Source organism: Caballeronia glebae, assembly GCF_001545035.1.
In the GTDB taxonomy this organism is placed as follows: Bacteria; Pseudomonadota; Gammaproteobacteria; order Burkholderiales; family Burkholderiaceae; genus Caballeronia; species Caballeronia glebae.
This window is the reverse complement of record NZ_FCOJ02000010.1, coordinates 48,407-66,745: the sequence shown is the minus strand read 5'-3', so window position 1 is coordinate 66,745 and position 18,339 is coordinate 48,407. Positions and strand designations below refer to the sequence as shown.

14 protein-coding genes and 2 tRNA genes are annotated in these 18,339 nt (G+C 64.1%); 6 read left to right on the top strand and 10 right to left on the bottom strand.

The genetic code is table 11. The features are described from left to right. Positions 1-161 precede the first annotated feature (161 nt). The 4 genes from AWB82_RS09300 (at position 162) to AWB82_RS09285 (ending at position 2,934) form a co-directional block, all read left to right on the top strand. Entirely contained in the window at positions 162-467 is a 306-nt protein-coding gene (locus tag AWB82_RS09300) for an HU family DNA-binding protein (protein WP_268811022.1), read from the top strand. 76 nt (positions 468-543) lie between these two features. After that, a tRNA-Val gene (locus tag AWB82_RS09295) sits at positions 544-619 on the top strand. Positions 620-644: 25 nt separating this feature from the next. Then, positions 645-721, top strand: a tRNA-Asp gene (locus AWB82_RS09290). Between the two features lie 290 nt (positions 722-1,011). After that, positions 1,012-2,934 carry a SurA N-terminal domain-containing protein gene (locus AWB82_RS09285; RefSeq protein WP_086966840.1) on the top strand — a complete coding sequence of 641 codons (1,923 nt, stop codon included), beginning with the start codon at positions 1,012-1,014 and terminating at the stop codon, positions 2,932-2,934. A gap of 125 nt (positions 2,935-3,059) precedes the next feature. Here the strand turns inward: AWB82_RS09285 and AWB82_RS09280 are convergent, their stop codons facing one another. Beyond that, complete coding sequence (locus AWB82_RS09280; RefSeq protein ID WP_086966839.1) at positions 3,060-3,401, bottom strand: hypothetical protein; 342 nt, start codon at positions 3,399-3,401, stop codon at positions 3,060-3,062. 122 nt (positions 3,402-3,523) lie between these two features. Then, the gene (locus tag AWB82_RS09275; RefSeq protein WP_407642984.1) at positions 3,524-4,144 is read right to left on the bottom strand and encodes an arylesterase; all 621 of its coding nucleotides are present in this window, start codon (positions 4,142-4,144) and stop codon (positions 3,524-3,526) included. Positions 4,145-4,193: 49 nt separating this feature from the next. On the opposite strand from AWB82_RS09275, the gene AWB82_RS09270 reads away from it, so the two are divergent. Next, positions 4,194-4,895: an ABC transporter ATP-binding protein gene (locus AWB82_RS09270; protein ID WP_086966837.1), complete on the top strand. Its 702-nt coding sequence runs from the start codon at positions 4,194-4,196 to the stop codon at positions 4,893-4,895. Between the two features lie 58 nt (positions 4,896-4,953). Here AWB82_RS09270 and pgi read toward each other — a convergent pair whose 3' ends face one another. The 3 genes from pgi to AWB82_RS09255 all read right to left on the bottom strand — a co-directional run bounded on the left by pgi (position 4,954) and on the right by AWB82_RS09255 (position 9,739). Further along, positions 4,954-6,588 (bottom strand): glucose-6-phosphate isomerase, encoded by a 1,635-nt coding sequence (gene pgi / locus AWB82_RS09265; RefSeq protein WP_086966836.1) that lies wholly within the window; start codon positions 6,586-6,588, stop codon positions 4,954-4,956. Positions 6,589-6,778: 190 nt separating this feature from the next. Beyond that, complete coding sequence (locus tag AWB82_RS09260; protein ID WP_086966835.1) at positions 6,779-8,350, bottom strand: NAD(P)H-hydrate dehydratase; 1,572 nt, start codon at positions 8,348-8,350, stop codon at positions 6,779-6,781. A 96-nt stretch (positions 8,351-8,446) separates the two neighbouring features. Then, positions 8,447-9,739, bottom strand: a complete 1,293-nt coding sequence (locus tag AWB82_RS09255; protein ID WP_086966924.1) for an FAD-dependent oxidoreductase — start codon at positions 9,737-9,739, stop codon at positions 8,447-8,449. Positions 9,740-10,219: 480 nt separating this feature from the next. Here AWB82_RS09255 and purL point away from each other — a divergent pair, with 480 nt between their 5' ends. Further along, positions 10,220-14,257: a phosphoribosylformylglycinamidine synthase gene (purL, locus tag AWB82_RS09250; RefSeq protein ID WP_086966834.1), complete on the top strand. Its 4,038-nt coding sequence runs from the start codon at positions 10,220-10,222 to the stop codon at positions 14,255-14,257. A 169-nt stretch (positions 14,258-14,426) separates the two neighbouring features. Here purL and AWB82_RS09245 read toward each other — a convergent pair whose 3' ends face one another. The 5 genes from AWB82_RS09245 to AWB82_RS09225 form a co-directional block, all read right to left on the bottom strand. Next, on the bottom strand, positions 14,427-15,209 hold the full coding sequence (locus AWB82_RS09245; protein WP_086966833.1) for a peptidylprolyl isomerase: 783 nt from the start codon (positions 15,207-15,209) through the stop codon (positions 14,427-14,429). A gap of 80 nt (positions 15,210-15,289) precedes the next feature. Then, on the bottom strand, positions 15,290-15,604 hold the full coding sequence (locus AWB82_RS09240; protein ID WP_086966832.1) for a BolA family protein: 315 nt from the start codon (positions 15,602-15,604) through the stop codon (positions 15,290-15,292). Further along, positions 15,601-16,137, bottom strand: a complete 537-nt coding sequence (locus AWB82_RS09235) for a septation protein A (protein ID WP_086966831.1) — start codon at positions 16,135-16,137, stop codon at positions 15,601-15,603. The genes AWB82_RS09240 and AWB82_RS09235 overlap by 4 nt, the downstream gene beginning before the upstream one ends. 132 nt (positions 16,138-16,269) lie before the next feature. Then, complete coding sequence (gene msrB, locus AWB82_RS09230) at positions 16,270-16,686, bottom strand: peptide-methionine (R)-S-oxide reductase MsrB (RefSeq protein ID WP_086966830.1); 417 nt, start codon at positions 16,684-16,686, stop codon at positions 16,270-16,272. Between the two features lie 49 nt (positions 16,687-16,735). Further along, positions 16,736-18,328 carry a protein adenylyltransferase SelO gene (locus tag AWB82_RS09225; RefSeq protein WP_086966829.1) on the bottom strand — a complete coding sequence of 531 codons (1,593 nt, stop codon included), beginning with the start codon at positions 18,326-18,328 and terminating at the stop codon, positions 16,736-16,738. Positions 18,329-18,339 lie beyond the last annotated feature (11 nt).

Genomic DNA, 18,339 nt, shown 5'->3' with positions numbered 1-18,339 from the left:
TTTCTTTGTGCGCATGTTTTTCGAAGAGATCTTCTAAAACGTCCGAAACCCGCGCCGAATAAGGCTCAACCCCTGTTGACACGTCTCTTTCGGCTAAGTTAAATGAGCGCCGCATCCAAACATACCGAGATGCCATCCGCTTCGATGCTGGGCCAAATCGATTGCAACGTGCCAATACTGATTCGGGGATCACAATGAACAAGACGGAACTGATCGACCATATCGCGCAGCAGGCCGATATTTCCAAGGCCGCCGCCGGCCGCGCGCTCGACGCGGTCATCGGCGGCGTGAGTGCGACGTTGAAAAAAGGCGGCACCGTGACGCTTGTCGGCTTCGGCACGTTCGCCGTGGGCAAGCGCACCGCGCGCACGGGGCGCAATCCGCGCACGGGCGACGAGATCAAGATCAAGGCCGCGAAAGTGCCGAAATTTCGCCCTGGCAAAGCGCTGAAGGATGCGCTAAACTAGCGGACTCGCTGGATACGGGCCTTGCAAAAACGAGGTACTGAATTCAGCGCAGCGCAAATTGAGTGAATTGCGGACCGGGTGCTTAGCTCAGTTGGTAGAGCGGCGCCCTTACAAGGCGTAGGTCGGGAGTTCGAGCCTCTCAGCACCCACCAGGTCACGGTTCATTGCGCGCTACCTGGAGCGGTAGTTCAGTTGGTTAGAATACCGGCCTGTCACGCCGGGGGTCGCGGGTTCGAGTCCCGTCCGCTCCGCCAGATTCGACAAGAAATCCCGTAAGCTTCGCGGCTTGCGGGATTTTTGTTTTTGCGCGCGCTCGTTAAGAATGCTAACGATTGCTTCGAGCCAGAAAATGACGAACTGAAGCCGGTGAACGCGACGTCCCGAATCGTCGAAAAGCGCCTTACTTCCAGGCACGACGCCGTTCATTGCGAACAAGCGACGCGACAATTTCGTGTCCGGAGATGCAAATCCCGCCCGCCTTTCGCCTTTTCCTCGTCCACTGTTGTAATATCGAGCGTTTTGTTATAACCACGCAGCGCTACGCATGCTCGACTTCTTCCGTAATCACCAGCGCCTGATGATGGCTCTGCTGATCCTGATCATCGTGCCCGGTCTGGGCATGGTCGGGATTCAGGGCTTCAGCAATTATTTCGACGAAAGTTCCTACGTCGCCAGCGTGAATGGTCGCAAGATCACGCGCGGCGAATTCGACAGCGGCTTCCGGCAGCAAGTGGACCGTGCCCGCTCGATGCTCGGTTCGCAGTTCGACGCCAAAATGTTCGACACGCCCGAGGCACGCGCCGCGATGGTCGACAGTCTCGTGCAGCAACGCGCGATGGCCGACGAAACGCAGCGTCTGCATCTGACCGCGTCCGATGACGCCGTGCGCCGCGCGCTGCTGTCCGATCCGACGATCTCGTCGCTCAAGAACCCCGACGGCAGCATCGACCTCGATCGTTACAAGCAACTGCTCGCGATGCAGGGCATGACGCCCGCGCAGTACGACGAGCGCATGCGCTATACGATCGCGACCAGCCAGATTCCGAGCAGCATCCAGGGGACATCGTTCACGTCGAAGTCGCTTGCACAAAGTTTGACCGAACTCGCGGAGCAGAAGCGCTCGGTGCAGGGTCTGTCGCTGCGCGCGGCTGATTACACCGCGAAGGTTCAGCCGACCGATGCGCAGCTCACCGCTTACTACGAAGCGCATCGCAACGACTTCGCAACGCCGGAAACGGCCACGATCCAGTATCTGCTGTTGTCGCCGTCGACCATCGCGGCCGCATCGAAGCCGAGCGACGCCGATCTCAAGAAGTACTACGAGGACAACATCCAGCGCTATCGCACGGAAGCAGAAGTTCGCGCGAGCCACATTCTCGTGAACGCGCCGAAGGACGCGAGCGCGGCGGATAAGGCGAAGGCCAAGCAGAAGGCCGAAGAACTGCTCGCGCAAGTCAAGGCGCACCCGGACCAGTTCGCTCAGATCGCCCAGAAGAGTTCGGACGATCAGGGCTCCGCAAGCAAGGGCGGCGATCTCGGCTACTTCGCGCACGGCCAGATCGCGGGCGGCAAGGCCTTCGACGACGCCGCCTTCGGCCTGAAGAAGGGCGAGGTGAGCAATATCGTCGAGTCGGATTTCGGCTATCACATCATTCAGGCCACCGACGTGAAGCCTTCCGTCACGAAGCCGTTCGATGAAGTGAAGGACTCGATCGCGAAGGACTACGCGGCTCAGCAGGGCGCGAAGAGTTTCGCCGACGACGCGCAAGGCTTCACCGATCTCGTCTACGAGAAGGCGAAGTCGCTGCAGCCCACCGCGGACAAGTACAAGCTGACGGTCCAGACCGCGACGATCGGCCCGAAGCCGAATCCGCAATTGCCGCAGGACAATCCGCTCAATAATCCGAAGTTCCTCGCGGCCGTGTTCGCGCCGGACTCGGTGAAGGACCGCAACAACACGCAGGCCATCGACGTCGGCAGCAACACGCTGATCGCCGCGCGCGTAACCGACTACAAGGCCCCGACCGTGCCGGCGTTCGACGTCGTGAAGGACGACGTGCGCAAGAAGGTCGTCGCGGAAATGGCCGCGGCGACGGCGAAGAAGGAAGGCGAGGCGAAGCTCGCGGATCTGCAGAAGTCGAAGTCGACCGCCGGTTTCACGTCGCCGGTCACGGTCTCGCGCAATGATGCGCAAGGCTTGCCGCCCGTCGCGTTGAGCGCGATCTTCAAGGCGGATGCATCGAAACTGCCGTCATATGTCGGTGTCGATCTCGGCGCGGAAGGCTACGCGATCTATCGGGTCAACGGCATCGAGAAGGCCACGCCGGTTGCGGCCGATCGTCTCGCCGGCGCGCAGCAGCAAGTCGCGCAGGTGTACGCACAGGCCGACATGGAAGCGTACCTCAACTCGTTGAAGGCGCGCTCGAAGGTCAAGCTGAGCCAGGCGCCAGCGGCGTCGTCGAACTGATCGGCGCTCATGTCGGCGCTCAAGTCATAAATCGCGTCATAAAAAATGCCCCGCGTCCGAAAGGATGCGGGGCATTTGCTTGGCCTGCCCGACAGAAGCCGGCAAGGCGGGCGTTCGAACTACGCTTACAGGCAGGCCTGAATATCGCCGGTTGACTGGCTGCCGGCAGCGCCCGAAGCGCGGAAACCGACCCACGTGCCCGAACCCGACCATGCCGGGTGCACCACGGCTGCGGCGCCGTTCGGCGGCTGCTGGCCGGGAACATACACGTCGACGCCCTTATCGTTCGCAAGCGTGTCCTGCGACACGACTTGCTGTTGCGACTTGTCGGCCCACTTTTGCGCGATGCACTGCGCGACGACATTCGGTGCCTTCTGGCTCGTGCCGACCTGCTGGACATTGGCAACGGGCTGGGCAGCGCACGCCGAGATTGCAATGGTCAGGCCGAGAAGAGGGATAAGTTTCACGTGACCTCCGTGTAGAGTCGCCCAAGAGACGAACGGTTATAAGAGTTACGCGAAAGTCTCAGATATCTGAATCCTGGCCGTACTCCGCGTTATGTTGCAAAGCTGTTGCGGCCGGCGTCTTCTTAGTGCGACGCGTTGGCGCCCAGCAAGGGTTTCAAGGTTGGCCAGACGTTATCCAATAGCAAAGGCTGGGCCTGCACCGTCGGGTGAATCTGATCGGCCTGGAACATGGCAGGCTTGTCGGCGATACCGGCAAGCAGGAAAGGCACGAGCGGCACGTTCTTGTCCTTCGCGATACGCTCATAGACCGCATGGAACTTTTGCGTGTAGTCGGGGCCGTAATTGGGCGGGACATACATGCCGATGAGTAAAACCTTCGCATGCGCGGACTGCGATGCATCGACGATGCCGCGCAAGTTCGTCTCCGTCGTCGCGAGCGGCACGCCACGCAGCGCATCGTTCGCGCCGAGCTCGACGATCACGACTGCGGGTTTGAGGCGTGAAAGGACCGCGGTCAATCGTGCGCGTCCGCCGCTCGTGGTGTCGCCGCTGATGCTCGAATTGGCGACGCTATAATCGAAACGCTCCTTCGCCAGCTTGTCGCGCAAGAGCTTCACCCAGCCCGTGTCGCGCGGCAGGCCGTACTCGGCCGAAAGGCTATCGCCGAGCACGACGATTGCGGGTTTCGGTTGCTGTGCCGCTTGCGCGTCGGCGGCGTGCGCGGCCGGCGAACATGCCGCCATCAACGCGATCGCGGGAACGAGGCCGCGCCAGATCTTTTTCAGAGTGTCCATGCCAAACAATATCGAGCCGGTCATCGAAGTACGGGGTTTAAGCAAGCGAGTGAAGGATGCAACGGGCGAGCTCACGATTCTCGATCAGATCGATTTGTCGATCGCGAAGGGTAGCAGTGTCGCGATCGTCGGCGCATCGGGCTCGGGCAAGTCGACATTGCTCGGCCTGCTCGCGGGATTGGACAGCGCGAGCGAGGGCTCGGTTCGTTTGCTCGGCAAGGAACTGTCGAGCTTGAACGAAGACGAGCGCGCCGCGCTCAGAAGCGGCGCTGTCGGCTTCGTATTCCAGTCGTTCCAGTTGATGCCGCATCTGACCGCGCTCGAAAACGTGATGCTGCCGCTCGAATTGCGCGCCGAAATGCCGCACAGCGAGATCGCGGCGCGCGCGCGCTCGCTGCTCGATCAGGTCGGCCTCGCGCAGCGCACCGCTCACTATCCGAAGCTGCTTTCCGGCGGAGAGCAACAGCGCGTGGCGCTTGCACGCGCCTTCGTCACGCATCCCGCCGTGCTTTTCGCCGACGAACCCACGGGCAGTCTCGATGCCGCCACAGGATACGCGATCATCGATCTCATGTTTGAGATGAACCGCCGCAACGGCGCGACGCTCGTGCTCGTTACGCACGATGCCGAACTCGCCGAGCGCTGCGACGCAACGGTGACGATCGAAGCGGGGCGGCTCGTCAACGGCCTCAGCGTATAAAAAAACCCGCGACGCCGAAGCGCCGCGGGCTGCACATCTCAACGCACCAACGCGCGCCTTAGCGCTTCAACGCCTCACGCGCACGCGCGATCAATGCCGAGGTCGACGAGTCGTGCTTGGCCGGATCGGCGCTCGCGGCGGTGATATCCGCCTCGACGACCTTGCCGAGGATCTTGCCGAGTTCCACGCCCCACTGATCGAACGAGTTGATGTCCCACACCGTGCCCTGCACCAGCACCTTGTGCTCGTAGAGCGCGATGAGCGCGCCGAGCGTTTGCGGCGTGAGCGCATCGAGCATGATGGTCGTCGTCGGGCGGTTGCCGGGGAAACTCAGGTGCGTCGCCAGCTCTTCCTTGCCCGGGCCCGCGACCTTCTTCGCTTCTTCAAGCGTGCGGCCGAGCATGAGCGCCTCGCTCTGCGCGAAGCAGTTGGCAAGCAGCTTCGCGTGATGATCGACGAGCGGATGCTCCGGCGTCATCACGGCGATGAAGTCGATGGGGATCAGCGTCGGCCCTTGATGCAGCATCTGGAAGAACGCGTGCTGGCCGTTCGTTCCCGGTTCGCCCCAGATCACGGCGGCGGTCGGATAGTCGACCATCTTGCCGTCGAGCCGCGCCGACTTGCCGTTGCTCTCCATTTCGAGCTGCTGGAGGTACGAAGGCAGATAATGCATCGCCTGCGAATAGGGCGCGACGAGATCGCTCTGCGAGCCGAAGAAGTTGCGATACCAGATGCCGATCATGCCCATCAGCACGGGTAGATTCTTGTCGAGCGGCGCGGTGCGGAAATGCTCGTCCATCGCGGCCGCACCCTGCAGCAGCGCGTCGAAATTCTTCGGACCGACCGACAGCATGATCGACAGACCGACCGCCGACCACAGCGAATAACGGCCACCGACCCAGTCCCACATCTCGAACACGTTTTCTTTCGCGATGCCGAACTTGACCACTTCGGCCGGATTCGCCGACACGCCGACGAAATGCTTCGCAAGCTGATCTTCAGGACAGCCGGACTTCAGGAACCAGTCGCGCATCGAATGCGCGTTGGTCATGGTTTCGAGCGTCGTGAAGGTCTTGGAAACGACGATCGTGAGCGTCTCTTCGGCGTCGACTTGCTGAAGGACATCCCATAGATCGGCGCCGTCGACATTCGATACGAAATGCGTATCGAGATCTTTCGACGCGAGATGATGCAGCGCATGCACGACCATCTTCGGCCCGAGATCCGAGCCGCCGATGCCGATGTTCACCACATGACGGATGCGCTTTCCGGTATAGCCTTTCCACGAGCCGTCGCGAACCTTGTCGGAGAAGGCGGCCATCCTGGCCTTTTCCTTCTGCACCTGCTCGTAGAAGGGCGCATCGGGCGACTGGGCGCGCAGCGCGGTATGCAGCACCGCGCGATGTTCGGTGATGTTGACGATATCGCCACGGAACATCGCGTCGCGGCGTTCGGTGATTTTGGCCTGTTGCGCGACTTCGACGAGCAGCTTGAGCGTTTCGTCCTTGATGCGATTCTTGGAAAAGTCGATTGCGAGGCCGCCGCCCGCAAAGGTGAGGCGCTCGGCGCGTGTCGGCGCGGTGTCGTTCTGTGGTGCGAACCAGTCGCGCAGGCGCTCGCCGGAGATGGCATCGTAATGCGTCTGGAGCGCCGACCAGGCAGGAAGCGAATTGAGCATCGAGTGTTGGGTCATGAGCGGTCCGGTAGTCTGAAGGTGACAGAGGAATACGTTCGTGCGGTTGCGGCTCGGCTTGCCTGTGCGTGTCGTGTTTGGTGAACGCGACTAAACGACCGCGGTTGCCCGAATCAAAAAGAGTATAGCGACGATGCGTGAACGGATGCTTGCAAAGCGTCATGACGTTTGCCCATGCGCACGAAAACCGTCAGCTTCGCGCGTGCTCCGCGTAAAAGCGGCGGTTGATGAGACTTCGCACGGCGGGCGCGAGCTCGCCCGCGGTCAATCCGGCCGGACCGACGCCGTCGTCGCTGAGCGTTTGCGCCGCGAGACCGTGCAGATAGACGCCCGCGAGCGCCGCTTCGTATGCAGGGAGCTTCTGCGCGAGCAATGCTCCGATCAATCCGCCGAGCACGTCGCCGGTGCCGCCCGTGGCGAGTCCGGCGTTGCCGGTCGGATTCACGGCGACGCGGCCATCGGGCGAGGCGATCACCGTGCCCGATCCCTTGAGCACCGCGATCGCCGCATAGCGCGCGGCAAGCTGTCGCGCGGCGGCGGTGCGATCGGCCTGAACGGTTTTCGCGTCGGTTTGCAGAAGACGCGCCGCTTCGAGCGGATGCGGCGTCAAGATGCACGGATCGCCTTGCGCGCCACGCGCCGCGACGGCGGAGGCGAGCGCGTCATCCTTCGCGATGAGATTGAGCGCGTCGGCGTCGAGCAGCTTGGGGACGTCGAGCTTCAGCGCGTCGGTCAGCACCGTTTTGGCGCGCTCGCTCGTGCCCATGCCGCAGCCGATTGCGAGCGCGTCCATCTTGTCGAGCGCGAGGCCATCGACGTGATGCAGCATCAGTTCCGGATGCGGCGGATCGTAAGGCGGAAAGCCTTCGCCCAGAAACGCGACGTGCACCTTGCCCGCGCCGCCGTAGAGCGCCATGCGCGCGGCGAGAACCGGCGCGCCGCACATGCCCGTGTCGCCGCCGACCACCGCGAGCGAGCCGAACGTGCCCTTGTTCGTCGCGTTGTCGCGCGGCGGCATGGCGGCGCCGAAAAGCGCGGGCGCGTTGAGCACGATCGAAGGCGTCGCGCTCCCGTCGACTTCGAGCGTCGAAACGAAAAGCCGTCCCGTCAGATCGCGGCCAAGCGAAGTGAAATGCCCCGGTTTCGCGCCGATGAACGTGATGGTGTCCGTCGCGCGCACGGCCTCGCCGCACTTCACAGGCGCGCCGGTGTCGCTGTTCAGACCACTCGGGACGTCGAGCGCGAGCACCCGCCCCGAAGTGCGCGCGCGGCGCGTCATGCGCGCGGCGATCTCCGCGAACACGCCTTCGAGCGGCCGCGTGAGGCCGATGCCGAACATGCCGTCGACCAGCCAGCCGAAGCCGTCGAACGAAGCGGGCGGCTTATCGTCGATCGCCACGCCGGCCGCGCGCGCCGCTTCGAGCGCCCAGCGCGCGTCGTCGGGCTTGACTTCGACGGGCATGCACACGCTCACCGTAATGCCCGCGCGATGCAGGCGCTCGGCCATCACGAGCGCATCGCCGCCGTTGTTGCCGGGGCCGGCCACGAGCCACACCGGCCGCGCGCCGGAATCGCGGGATTCGGAATCGTGCTCCAGCGCATCGATGAGGCATTGCGCGGCGGCGGCCCCCGCGCGCGCCATCAGCGTGTGCGGCGGCAGCGCGGCGGCGGCGCGCGCTTCGAGCATGCGCAACTCGGCGAGCGTCAGAAGCGCGAGCGGATCGTCTTTGGGAGTGAAATAGGGCGAGCGGGCAGCGGTCATGGCGACGGACGGAAGGCGGTTCGGGAATCGGATCGTTCGGAAACCCGGCTTCCGTCCGCACGCGCCGTGCCCGTCGGGGCCGCGCGCGCCGCGCCGTCAGAAGCGAGCGACGCCGAGCGCGGCCAGCACGCTCGCGGGGATATCGGGCGTAACGCCGGAAACGAGATCCGCGACCACTTTAGCAGACCCGCACGCGAGGCCCCAGCCCGCCGGGCCGTGCGCCGCGTTCACGAAAAGCCGCGGATGCCGCGTCGCGCCGACGATCGGCAAGCCGTCCGCGGTGATGAGCCGCAGCCCGTCCCACGCGCGTGCGGCAGAGACGCGCGCCGCGCCCGGAATCCAGTCGTGCGTGCCCTGGCCGAGCAGATCGAGCGCGCGGCGCGAAAGCGTGGCGTCGAGCGGCTTGTCGGACTTGGACGCGCTCTGAAACACCCCGGCGCCGCTGACGCGCAGCCGCTGATTGATGCGCGTCATCGTGATGCGTTTGATCGAATCGACGACCGTGAGATGCGGCGCGCGCTCCTCGTAGGCAACGGGCGCGGTGAGCGTATGCACGCGCAGTGCAAAGAGCGAGGACGCCGACTCGATGCCGCCGATGAGCCCCGGCGTGCCCGTGCCCGCCGCGACGACGATCGCGTCCGCCGTGATGAGTTCAACATCGGCGCCGCGCTTTTTGCCTTCGTGCGATTCGGCGAGCTCGACCGCGGCGCGCGCGCCGTCCAGACGCAGCGACGTCACCGAGCGATGCATGCGGAACTGCACGCCTTCGTCTTCGAGCACCTGCTTCAATTGCTTGGTGAAGAGCGGACAGTTCGCGGTGCGCTCTTCGGGCAACAGCACGCCGCCCGCGAATTCGGGGAAATCCGGCACGGAAGGCTCGATAGCGACGCATTCCTCGGGCGTCAGTTGTCGATATGGAACGCCGCAACCCTTGAGCAGATCGATGGCCGGCTGCGCGTCTTCGAGCTCGCGCGGCTGGCGGAACACGTGCAGCACGCCACGGCGCTGTTCGAAATCGAGCTCCAGCCGGCTTTCGATGTCCGCGAGCACGCGTCGCGACATATCGACGAGCGGTTGCAGATGCGCGTATTGGGCGACGAACGCCTCGGGATCGCGCAGCGACGCGAGCCGCTTGAGGAAGTCACGCGCGGCCGAGTCGAAGCCGGTCTTGACCATCATGCCGCTCTGCTTCGAGCGGCTGGACGCCATGAAGGTCGGCCCGAACCAGACGTCGAGCGGCGAGGGCAGCAGCGCGCCGCCCTGGCCGTAGGTCGCCCCTTGCGCGACGGTCGCGTGACGCTCGACCACGCACACGCGATGACCGGCCGCATGCAACTGATAGGCGGTGGCGATGCCGGCGATTCCTCCGCCGATGACGATGACATCCATGATTTTTTGTGCCCGAAGGCGCGAGATTCCAGTGCGGCGCGGCGTGATGTCCGGGCGCAAGCGCCCGGCATTTTCGTGATTCCGCGCGCGTTGACGGTAAAACGACAGGTCGGCGGCGCGATTCGGTGCGCGCCATACCCGAAGAAAGCGCGCCATGATAGCGCCAAAATCGTTTGCGGGGGACGGCGAGCCGAGCGCTCACGCGCGCAACGGCACGCCCCATCCCGAATGGCCGGCGCAGCCCGCGGCAATTTCGGGATGCGCGACGATGCAGTTCGTGCCGCGCGCGCGCCGCCGCGCGGTGCGCGCACTGACCGCCCCGGCCGATTTCGAGACGCTTCCGGGTTATAATCGCGGTCTTCCTTTCGCCTCACGCCGTTTAGCGTGCTCGAATCCGAATTTGCGAATTTTCCTGATTTGCAAAAAATGCGATCGAGCGTCGCGCGAGCGGCACACAGACGTCATCGACGCACCGTCACAATGGCCCACTTCTCGTGTTTCCCCGGCGCTTCGGCCCTCTCCGATTTCCGTCAGACCCGCCTTCTCGAAACGCTTGCCCGCATCGACGCGAATATCGTCGGCGTGCGCGGCCAGTTCCTGCATTTCGTCAACGCGTCCGAGCCGCTCACCGACGATGACAACAGCCGCATCGCCGCGCTGATGCATTACGGCGCGCCGTTCGCGGAATCGAAGGAACGCGGCCATGTCGAGACATTCATGGTCGTGCCGCGCTTCGGCACCGTCTCGCCGTGGGCGAGCAAGGCGACCGACATCGCGCGTCACTGCGGGCTTGAGAAAGTGCGTCGCATCGAGCGCGGCGTCGAGTACTCGGTCATCATGAAAAGCGGCTTTCTCGGCGGCAAGAAGGCGCTGTCGGACGAAGCGCGCGCGGCCGTCGCCGATGCGCTGCATGACCGCATGACGGAAAGCGTCGCGCCATCGCGCGACGCGGCGCTGCATCTCTTCGATGAACTGCCGGCCAAGCCCTTGCAGACTGTCGACATCATCGGCACGGGCCGCAAAGCGCTCGAAGCCGCGAACGCCGAACTCGGCCTCGCGCTCGCGGAAGACGAAATCGAGTATCTGGTGAACGCGTTCGAAGCGCTGAAGCGCAATCCGACCGACGTCGAACTGATGATGTTCGCGCAGGCCAACAGCGAACACTGCCGCCACAAGATCTTCAACGGCGAATGGACCATCGACGGCGAAAAGCAGGACATGTCGCTGTTCCAGATGATCCGCAACACGGAAAAGCTGAATCACGAAGGCACGATCGTCGCTTATTCGGACAACTCGTCGATCATGCGGGGCGGCGTCGCCGAACGCTGGTTCCCGCGCGGAACCGACGAGCAGTATCAGCGTCATGTGGAAATGACCCACACGCTGATGAAGGTCGAAACGCATAATCACCCGACCGCGATTTCCCCGTTCGCGGGCGCGGCGACGGGCTCGGGCGGCGAAATCCGCGATGAAGGCGCGACGGGTCGCGGTGCGCGTCCGAAGGCCGGTCTCGCGGGCTTCACCGTGTCGAACCTCGATTTGCCGGACGCGCGCGAGAAGTGGGAGAACGATCGCGATTGCGCCGTGCCGCCGAGTTCGCGCAATCCGTCCGACAAGCACGAGCCGTATGGCCGTCCGGACCGCATCGCGTCGCCGTTGCAGATCATGATCGACGGGCCGATCGGCGCCGCCGCGTTCAACAACGAATTCGGCCGCCCGAACCTCGGCGGCTATTTCCGTGCCTACGAGCAGAACGTCGCGGGCCGCGTGCGCGGTTATCACAAGCCGATCATGATCGCGGGCGGCATCGGCAATATTTCGGATCAACACACGCACAAGCACGATCTGCCGGGCGGCACGCTGCTGATCCAGATCGGCGGCCCGGGCATGCGCATCGGCATGGGCGGCGGCGCGGCGTCTTCGATGGCGACCGGCGCGAACACCGCCCAGCTCGATTTCGACTCGGTCCAGCGCGGCAATCCGGAAATCCAGCGCCGCGCGCAGGAAGTCATCAACACGTGCTGGCAGTTGGGCGAGCGCAATCCGATCCTGTCGATTCACGACGTCGGCGCGGGCGGCATTTCGAATGCGTTCCCGGAACTCGTCGATGGCGCGGGCAAGGGCGCGCGCTTCGATCTGCGCAAGGTTCAGCTCGAAGAGAGCGGCCTGTCGCCACGTGAAATCTGGTCGAACGAGGCGCAAGAGCGTTACGTGCTGGCGATCGCGCCGGCCGATCTGCCCGCGTTCCAGGCCATCTGCGAGCGCGAACGCTGCCCGGTGGCGGTCGTTGGCGTGGCGACCGAAGAGCGTCAACTGAAGCTCATCGACGACGCAAACGAAGGCCAGGCACCCGTCGACATGCCGATGGACGTGCTGCTCGGCAAGCCGCCCAAGATGCATCGCGACGTGACGCGCGAACACGCGCAATTCACGCCGGTCGACGTGACCGGACTGTCGCTCGCCGAAGTCGCGATCGATGTGCTGAAGCATCCGACCGTCGCGAGCAAGTCGTTCCTCATCACGATCGGCGACCGGTCTGTCGGCGGCACGACCGCGCGCGACCAGTTCGTCGGCCCGTGGCAAGTGCCTGTCGCCGATTGCGCCGTCACGACGATGGACTACGCGGGCTTTCGCGGCGAAGCGATGACGATCGCCGAGCGCACGCCGCTCGCCGTCATCGACGCGCCCGCGTCCGGCCGCATGGCGGTGGGCGAGGCGGTGACGAACATCGCGTCGGCGCCGATCGAATCGTTGAGCAAGTTGAAGCTCTCGGCGAACTGGATGGCCGCGTGCGGCAGCGCAGGCGAGGACGCCGCGCTCTACGACACCGTGAAGGCGATCGGCATGGAACTGTGCCCGGCGCTCGGCATCAGCATTCCGGTCGGCAAGGACTCGCTGTCGATGCGCACCAAGTGGCAGGACGCTCGCGGCGGCGCGCGCGAAGTCGTGTCGCCGGTCTCGCTGATCATCTCGGCGTTCGCGCCGGTCGAGGACGTGCGCCGTCATCTGACACCGCAGCTCGCCGACGATACGAACACGGTGCTGATCGCGATCGATCTCGGGCGCGGCCGCAACCGCATGGGCGGCAGCATTCTCGCGCAAGTGACGCAGCAAGTCGGCGACGCGACGCCCGACGTGGACGATCCCGAAGACCTGAAGCGCTTTTTCACCGCGATCCAGGCGCTCAATGCCGATGGCAAGCTGCTCGCCTACCACGACCGCTCGGACGGCGGCCTGTGGGCGACGGTCTGCGAAATGGCGTTCGCGGGTCACGTGGGCGTGTCGCTGAACATCGACATGCTGACGCTCGACGCCGAACACGAATCCGATTACGGCGACGCGAAAGACTGGGCCAAGCAAACGAGCGGCCGCCGCGACGACCGCACGATCCGCGCATTGTTCTCGGAAGAGCTCGGCGCCGTGGTGCAGGTGCGCGCGGCGGATCGCGACGCGGTGCTCGGCGCGCTGCGCGAGCATGGCTTGTCGGCGTGCTCGCACGTGATCGGCAAGCCGAACCAGAACGGCGCCATCGAGATTTATCGCGACGCGAAGAAAATTTTCGATGCGCCGCGCGTCGAGCTGCATCGCGCGTGGAGCGAGGTGAGCTGGCGCATCGCGCGTCTGCGCGACAACCCGGCCTGCGCCGATGCGGAATACGACGCGCTGCTCGATGCCGCCGATCCGGGCATAACACCCGTGCTGAGCTTCGATCCGGCCGAAGACGTCGCCGCGCCGTTCGTCGCGACGAGCAATCGTCCGCGTGTCGCGATCCTGCGCGAACAGGGCGTGAACTCGCATCTGGAAACGGCTTACGCGTTCGATCGCGCCGGCTTCGATGCGCACGACGTCCACATGAGCGACCTGCTCGAAGGCCGCGCGACGCTCGCCGATTTCGCGGGCGCGGTCGCGTGCGGCGGCTTCTCTTACGGCGACGTGCTGGGCGCGGGCGAGGGCTGGGCGAAGACGATCCGCTTCAATGCGAAGCTGGCCGACATGTTCGCCGGATTCTTCGCGCGTCCCGACACCTTCGCGCTTGGTATCTGCAACGGCTGTCAGATGATGTCGAGCCTGGCTTCGATCATCCCCGGCGCGGAAAACTGGCCGAAGTTCACGCGCAACAAGTCGGAGCAGTTCGAGGCGCGTTTCTCGCTCGTCGAAGTGCAGCGCTCGCCGTCGATCTTCTTCGCCGGCATGGAAGGCTCGCGCATTCCGGTGGCGGTCGCGCACGGCGAAGGTTTCGCCGACTTCTCGCAACAGGGCGATCAGGCGAAGGCGCTCGTCGCGATGCGTTATATCGATCATCGCGGCAATGCGACGGAGCAGTATCCGTTCAACCCGAACGGCTCGCCGCAGGGCATCACGTCGGTGACGACGCCCGATGGCCGCTTCAGTGTGCTGATGCCGCACATGGAGCGCGTGCATCGCAACGTGCAGATGAGCTGGACGCCCGACGACTGGACCACCGACGGCAGCCCGTGGCTGCGCGTATTCCAGAACGCGCGACGCTTCCTCGGCTAAGCGCGCATCGCCCGAACGAAACACCCCGAAGCTGAATCTTCGGGGTGTTTTGCTTTAGGGCGTGTGTCTCGCGTGTCTCTCGTTACGAAGGCGGAAAAGCGATGCCGCCTGAAACGACAAAGCCGCCCGAAGGCGGCTTTGTCGTGGATCATCGAGCAAGCAAGCGCGCTTACTTGATCACAGCCTTGTTGCGCAAGCCTTCCTCGAACGCCTGCAGCTTTTCCTGCTGAATCTGCTGCGCGATCTGCGGCTTCACCTGATCGAGCGGCGGCGGGGCGGTCTCGCGCGAATCGTCCATACGGATGATGTGCCAGCCGAACTGCGTCTTCACCGGCTCGGACGTCATTTCACCCTTCTTCAGCTTCTCCGCGGCCGCGCCGAATTCCGGCACGTAAGCCGAAGGCGAAGACCAGTCCAGATCGCCGCCGTTCTTGCCCGATCCCGGGTCCTTCGAATATTGCTTCGCGAGATCTTCGAAGCTCGCGCCGGCCTTGATCTTCGCGATCAGATCCTTCGCCTGCGCTTCGTTCTCGACGAGAATGTGATGCAGATGCACTTCCTTGCCGCCGCCGTTCTGCTTGACGAGCTGGTCGTAACGCGCCTTGATCTCCGCATCGGTCGGAGCGTTCTTCTTCACGAATTCTTCGATCAGCGCGCGCAGCACGACGGTCTGCTGCGCGACGGCGATCTGCGCCTTCACGTCGGGACGCGTCGCGATGCCTTCGCGCGCGGCTTCCTGCATCAGGATTTCGCGATTGATGAGTTCCTCGCGCACCGCCTGCTGAAGTTGCGGCGAATCCTGCTGACCCTGCGCAACGAGCTGCTTCACGAGCGCATCGGCGCGCGACGTGGGAATCGGCGTGCCATTGACGACGGCGATGTTTTGCGCAAACGCGGGCGCGGCCGCGAATGCAGCCAGCAACACCCAGACGCGGGTTTTTTTCAAAGTCATCGGAGGTTCCTAACTGAGCAAACAGACGCCTTCAAAAGGCGAGATTTAACAGACAAGGCTTCTGAGTGAACCGCGCGTGTTCATTCGAATTGTTCTGCGAACTCCTGCGGCGTATAAGCCCGGATCGCGAGCGCGTGCACGTCGCGCCGCAATTCCTCGGCCAGCGCATCATACACCAGTCGATGCCGCGCCACGCGTGCCTTTCCCGCGAAGCAATCGGCCACGATCGTCACCGTATAGTGACTGCCGGCAGCCGCGCCAGCATGGCCCGCGTGCGCCGCGCTGTCGTCGTCGATATGCACCGACTGCGGTTGCAACGCGGCGTTCAGGCGCGCTTCGAGATGCGCGATCTTGTCCGCCGCCGACGCGTTCGTAAAATCGAACGATGCGCTCATTGCCCATCCTCCTTCATGTATTTCGCGAGCCAGAAGCTTTGCGCGACGATGAACAGAACGAGGCAGCCCGTCGCGCCGAAGAGCTTGAAGTTCACCCACTGGTCCGTGGTGAAGTTATAAGCGACGAAAAGATTCACGATACCGAGCAGCGCGAAGAACACCGCCCACGCGACATTCAACTGGCCCCAGACGCGATGCGGCAACACGATCTGCTTGCCCATCATCGCTTCGATGAGATTCTTTTTAAAGCCGATCTGCGCAACGATCAGCGCAAACGCGAAAAGCCAGTAGAGCGCCGTCGGCTTCCATTTGATGAAGGTGTCGTTGTGCAGCACGAGCGTCGCGCCGCCGAATACGACCACTACGCCGAGGCTCACCCACAGCATCGGATCGACCTTGCGATGCCGGAACGCGACCCAGGCGATCTGCACGAGCGTCGCCGCAATCGCGACCGCCGTGGCGGTATAGATGCCCCAAACCTTGAAAGCGACGAAAAAAAGGATGATCGGAAACAGATCGAACAGAAATTTCATTGGCGTGCGGACGTGATGGGCATCGGTTGGATGCAAGGCGCGCGAGGCGAGAGCGCCCGCTCGGGTCGAGCGAAGCGGGCGTCGGTACGGCTGGATGCACGGACGCACCGGGCGCCCATGCCGGGCTCGCGCTTACTTGGGTTCGAATTGTAGCGCAGCCGAGTTGATGCAATACCGCAGGCCGGTCGGCGCGGGGCCGTCCTCGAAGACGTGACCCAGATGCGCGCCGCAGTTCTTGCACACGACTTCGATACGGAGCATGCCGTGCGAGCGGTCGGTGTTTTCCTGGATCACTTCGCCGTTGATCGGCTTGAAGTAACTGGGCCAGCCGCAGCCGGCGTCGAATTTCGTGTCCGATTCGAATAGCGGCGTGCCGCAGCACACGCAGTCGTAGATGCCGCGCTCCTTGTGATCCCAGTATTTGCCGGTGAACGGCCGCTCGGTCGCGGCATGACGCGTGACCTGATATTGCATGTCGTCGAGTTCACGGCGATAGGCGGCGTCGTCCTTTTGCAGCGGATGGCTCGCCGGGGTGTCGTCTCTGCTCATCTGTCGTTCCTTTGATTGGGCCGGGAAGGCCTGGTATGTGAGGGCGATCCTACGAAGAACAACTGACTTCGAGGCCGCTCGCCCAGTCGGGCGGCAGGCCGGCGTAGGCTTCGTATTCGGGCTGTTCGTCGTACGGATGCCGGAGCACGTCCAGCAAACGCGCCACTTCCGAAAAGTCCTTTTCGGCCGCGCGCCGGATGGCATGTTCCGCCAGATGATTGCGCAGCACGTATTTCGGATTCACGCGATTCATCGCGGCCGCGCGCGCGGCGTCGTCGCGCAGCTCGTGCGCGAGGCGCTCGCGATACTGCGCGGCCCACGCGTCGAAGGCAGCGCGATCGAGAAACAGATCGCGCACGGGCGCGTCGCGGCTCGCGTCGGATTTCGAGAGCTTCGACAGGTTCCGGAACGTAAGCGTGAAGTCCGCGCGATTCGCATGCATGATTTCGAAGAGACCGTTGGCGAGCTTGTCATCGCCTTCGCGCTCGATGTCGAGGCCGAGCTTCGCGCGCATTGTCGCGACGAGCGCGGGCCCGAAACGATCCTTGTAGTGCTCCATCACCTTTTGCGCCTCTTCGACCACGCGCTCGGCGCGGCCTTCCTCGGGCAGGTTCGCGCCGAACAGCGGCACGAGCGCCTGCGCGAGACAGAAGAGGTTCCAATAGGCGACCTGCGGCTGGCGGCCATACGAATAACGCCCTTGCGTATCCGAATGATTGCACACGTGATGCGCGTCGAACGCGTCCATGAAGCCGAACGGACCGTAGTCGATCGTGAGGCCGAGGATCGACATGTTGTCGGTGTTCATCACGCCGTGGCAGAAGCCGACGCCTTGCCACTGCGCCATCAGATCGGCGGTGGAGCGCACGGCTTCGTCGAGCAGCGCGAGGTAGGGATCGTCGGCGTCGCGGCAATGCGGATAGAACCGGTCGATGACGTGATCGGCGAGCGTCTTCAACTCGTCGATGCGATCGTTCGAATAGAAATGCTCGAAGTGGCCGAAGCGCACGAAACTCGGCGACACGCGCGTGACGATCGCCGCCGTTTCGATGGTCTCGCGCCGCACCGGCAGATCGGAGCCGATGACGGCGAGCGCGCGCGTCGTCGGGATGCCCAGATGATGCATCGCCTCCGAGCACAGAAACTCGCGGATCGACGAGCGCAGCACCGCGCGGCCATCGCCCATGCGCGAGTAAGGCGTCCGGCCCGCGCCCTTCAGTTGCACTTCGAGGCGCGCGCCGTCGTGTTCCACTTCGCCCAGGGTGAGCGCGCGGCCGTCGCCAAGTTGGCCCGCCCAGACGCCGAACTGATGCCCCGAATAAACCGCGGCATAGGGCAGCGCATCGGCCGGCCAGTCGCGCGTCGGGTTGCCGGCGAACCAGGCGGCGAAGGCATCTTTTTCAGCGCCGGTCGCGACCTGCGGATCGAAACCGAGCGATTCGGCCATCTCGCGCGACAGGCCGACGAGGTACGGGTCGGGCACCGGCGCGGCGGGAAGGCGAGTGAGGAAAGCGGCGCCGAGCGCGGCGAACGAGCCGGGCTCGCCAACCCGGACTGCGCTGGCGATTTCGCTCATGGAATGCGCGTCGGCGGGCGTATCGGCGCGCGATGCGCGCACGGCATTGCTTGGGGAAAACGACATATTGAGCGCCT

Excerpts from the sequence above, each read along its gene's own strand:
- AWB82_RS09285 (WP_086966840.1), top strand. The coding sequence starts at position 1,012 with ATGCTCGACTTCTTCCGTAATCACCAGCGCCTGATGATGGCTCTGCTG.
- AWB82_RS09275 (WP_407642984.1), bottom strand. The coding sequence starts at position 4,144 with ATGGCGGCATGTTCGCCGGCCGCGCACGCCGCCGACGCGCAAGCGGCA.
- AWB82_RS09270 (WP_086966837.1), top strand. The coding sequence starts at position 4,194 with ATGCCAAACAATATCGAGCCGGTCATCGAAGTACGGGGTTTAAGCAAG.
- pgi (WP_086966836.1), bottom strand. The coding sequence starts at position 6,588 with ATGACCCAACACTCGATGCTCAATTCGCTTCCTGCCTGGTCGGCGCTC.
- AWB82_RS09260 (WP_086966835.1), bottom strand. The coding sequence starts at position 8,350 with ATGACCGCTGCCCGCTCGCCCTATTTCACTCCCAAAGACGATCCGCTC.
- AWB82_RS09255 (WP_086966924.1), bottom strand. The coding sequence starts at position 9,739 with ATGGATGTCATCGTCATCGGCGGAGGAATCGCCGGCATCGCCACCGCC.
- purL (WP_086966834.1), top strand. The coding sequence starts at position 10,220 with ATGGCCCACTTCTCGTGTTTCCCCGGCGCTTCGGCCCTCTCCGATTTC.
- AWB82_RS09245 (WP_086966833.1), bottom strand. The coding sequence starts at position 15,209 with ATGACTTTGAAAAAAACCCGCGTCTGGGTGTTGCTGGCTGCATTCGCG.
- AWB82_RS09240 (WP_086966832.1), bottom strand. The coding sequence starts at position 15,604 with ATGAGCGCATCGTTCGATTTTACGAACGCGTCGGCGGCGGACAAGATC.
- AWB82_RS09235 (WP_086966831.1), bottom strand. The coding sequence starts at position 16,137 with ATGAAATTTCTGTTCGATCTGTTTCCGATCATCCTTTTTTTCGTCGCT.
- msrB (WP_086966830.1), bottom strand. The coding sequence starts at position 16,686 with ATGAGCAGAGACGACACCCCGGCGAGCCATCCGCTGCAAAAGGACGAC.
- AWB82_RS09225 (WP_086966829.1), bottom strand. The coding sequence starts at position 18,328 with ATGTCGTTTTCCCCAAGCAATGCCGTGCGCGCATCGCGCGCCGATACG.